We start from the raw sequence: 2,124 nt of genomic DNA on the forward strand, positions 1-2,124 counted from the left end.
AGGAAATTGCCGAAACGATCAATGGTAACGCCCGGCATACCATCCGATTCACCGGCAATCAGGCGATAGCTGTCGAGATCGTCACGTTCTGCCAGCCAGTCACGCAGTGATTGCGCCGCCTGCAAACGACGAATAAAGAAGTCGATATCAACCGATTCATCCTGCTGCCAGCTCCAGACACGTGCGCGAATCTGTGACTGCGGCGAGTATGCGGCGCGTGCCAGCCATTTGCCCTGGCTGTCACAAACATCAATGGTTTCGCCACTGCTGGCTTTGCCTTCCATACGCGCGACGGCACCGGAGAACACCCATGGATGACGACGTAACAGGGACTTTTCCCGGCCCTTAGCGAGAATCAAACGAACGCTCATATTTTGCTATGCTTACCTACAGAAAATTTGCGTCATTGTCGGGTGCTGACCGGCAAATTGCAATTATCCTGATGCACAGGAGGAGATAATGGCAGAAGTATGCAGCAAAATTTGGCTACATGGCGTGGTTCAGGGCGTTGGTTTTCGTTACAGCACGCAGCTGCAGGCAAAAAAATTGGGGCTGAATGGCTATGCGCGCAATCTTGATGATGGCAGCGTGGAAGTGCTGGCCTGCGGTGAGGCGCAGCAGGTGCAGGCTCTGCTGGCATGGTTAAAGGCGGGCGGCCCCCGCAGCGCGCGGGTGGATAAGGTGCTGGTGGAACCGCATCAACCCGCTCAGCAGCCGCACGGTTTTACCACTGGCTAACTCAGAGACATTTTACCGGTTTAGGCAGGCCAGCGATTTTGGTTGCCTGCTTTGCTGGTCCATCCGGGAACAGGCGGAACAGATAACGGCTATTGCCTTTCTCTTCACCGAATTTTTGTGCCACGGCTTTTACCAGCATACGCACGGCCGGAGAGGTATTGAACTCAAGGTAAAACTCGCGAACAAACCGCACCACTTCCCAGTGCGCTTCACTCATTTCGATCGACTCTTCTGTAGCAATATGCAATGCCAGCGCTTCATTCCAGTCATTAAGACTTTTCAGATAACCCTGCGCGTCGCGCTCAATCTCTCTGCCTTCAAATAACACGTTGCTGCCTCGCTCTCTTATGACGCTGCGCAGTTTAGCAAACTTTTCCTTCAGCAAAAAATAAAGCCCCGCAAGCGGGGCTTTATCTGTTCATCCGTTGGGCTTAGTTACTGCGGGCGAAGCCGAGAATGCTCAACAGGCTGATAAAGATGTTGTACAGCGAGACATACAGGCTGACGGTAGCGCGAATGTAATTGGTTTCGCCACCGTGGATGATATTGCTGGTTTCCCACAGGATGGCACCGGCCGAAAACAGAATAAACATCGCGCTAATTGCCAGATGTAGCGCAGGAATTTGCAGGAACAGGTTAGCGATGACCGCCACCAACAGCACCACAAAGCCCGCCATCATCATGCCGCCGAGGAATGACATATCCTTGCGTGTTGTCAGCACATAAGCAGAACAACAGAAGAAAACTACTGCCGTACCACCCAGCGCCAGCGCGATAACATCGCCCATTCCGGCACTGAGGAAGCTGTTAAGAATCGGGCCAAGGCAGTAGCCAAGGAAACCGGTAAAGGCAAAGGCCGCCAGAATACCCGCCGGGCTGTTTGCCAGTTTGTGTGTCAGAAACATCAGGCCGTAGAAGCCAACCAGCATCAGGATCAAACCTGGTGAGGGCAGGGCAAACACGGTGCTGGCCGTTGCGGTAATCGCTGAGAAGGTCAGCGTCAGGCCAAGCAGGAAATAGGTATTGCGCAGAACTTTATTAGTACTTATTAGCGAGCTTTCGCGTGTGGAGCTAACAATGCGATCCATAAAACGCCTCTCTTCGGGTCACCATATAGCGACGACAATAAGGAAGCGGAGTAAATAAAGGAAGACGTTTTACCCTTCTTTACGCGTTAAACTGCTGATAATTCGTACATGAAGGCGATAAATACAACAAAAAACGCAAAGTTGATGTTTTTTCAGGCGAATGAATCAAAACCTGCTTTACAAGCATCGGGCACATGTTTATAGTGCGCCTCATTGCGGAGGGGTGGCCGAGTGGCTGAAGGCACCGGTCTTGAAAACCGGCGACGGGAAACCGTTCGAGAGTTCGAATCTCTCCTCC

The 2,124-nt window shown here is 52.2% G+C and carries 3 protein-coding genes and 1 pseudogene; 1 reads left to right on the top strand and 3 read right to left on the bottom strand.

The window, feature by feature from the left end; translation table 11 throughout:
• A pseudogene (locus tag NG42_RS21485) lies at positions 1 to 371 on the bottom strand (23S rRNA (cytosine(1962)-C(5))-methyltransferase RlmI); the annotation flags it as partial.
• 88 nt (positions 372 to 459) lie between these two features.
• Here NG42_RS21485 and yccX point away from each other — a divergent pair.
• Positions 460 to 738: an acylphosphatase gene (gene yccX / locus NG42_RS21490; RefSeq protein ID WP_052903052.1), complete on the top strand. Its 279-nt coding sequence runs from the start codon at positions 460 to 462 to the stop codon at positions 736 to 738.
• Between the two features lies 1 nt (position 739).
• Here yccX and tusE read toward each other — a convergent pair whose 3' ends face one another.
• Positions 740 to 1,066, bottom strand: coding sequence for a sulfurtransferase TusE (tusE, locus tag NG42_RS21495; RefSeq protein WP_052903054.1), 327 nt, complete (start codon positions 1,064 to 1,066; stop codon positions 740 to 742).
• A gap of 103 nt (positions 1,067 to 1,169) precedes the next feature.
• Positions 1,170 to 1,826 (bottom strand): FtsH protease modulator YccA, encoded by a 657-nt coding sequence (gene yccA / locus NG42_RS21500; protein WP_052903056.1) that lies wholly within the window; start codon positions 1,824 to 1,826, stop codon positions 1,170 to 1,172.
• Positions 1,827 to 2,124: the final 298 nt, after the last annotated feature.

The organism is Winslowiella iniecta (assembly GCF_001267535.1).
Classification (GTDB): Bacteria; Pseudomonadota; Gammaproteobacteria; order Enterobacterales; family Enterobacteriaceae; genus Erwinia; species Erwinia iniecta.

Excerpts from the sequence above, each read along its gene's own strand:
- yccX (WP_052903052.1), top strand. The coding sequence starts at position 460 with ATGGCAGAAGTATGCAGCAAAATTTGGCTACATGGCGTGGTTCAGGGC.
- yccA (WP_052903056.1), bottom strand. The coding sequence starts at position 1,826 with ATGGATCGCATTGTTAGCTCCACACGCGAAAGCTCGCTAATAAGTACT.